The sequence below is a fragment of the Psychrobacter sp. TB55-MNA-CIBAN-0194 genome, from assembly GCF_040309505.1.
GTDB classification, from domain to species: domain Bacteria; phylum Pseudomonadota; class Gammaproteobacteria; order Pseudomonadales; family Moraxellaceae; genus Psychrobacter; species Psychrobacter fozii.
On sequence record NZ_JBEOOW010000888.1, the window covers coordinates 1 to 229 of the forward strand.

Consider the following 229-nt stretch of genomic DNA (forward strand, 5'->3'; position numbering starts at 1 on the left):
CTTGATAACTCACGTGGCATGTTACTGATAGCATTAGGTGATGAGGAACAATTTAAACAAGAGTATGAAACCGATGTAGATAAAGATTTTTTAGTCTTGGTCAGAGATTATGATTTTGGAACTAAGTTAGCAGCTTTGTCAGTTTTAGTTGGTAAAAGAGGAACTGTAACTACATCAATATTAGGCTGTAAATTTTCAATATCTTTTCCTATACGCTCTCCGTTTTTGG

Annotated in this window: 1 protein-coding gene; it reads left to right on the plus strand. The window is 34.1% G+C overall.

Going from position 1 to position 229, the window contains the following annotated elements; genetic code table 11:
- The coding region (locus tag AAEY75_RS17490) for a hypothetical protein (RefSeq protein ID WP_352260460.1) at window positions 1-229 on the plus strand (229 nt) is incomplete at both ends.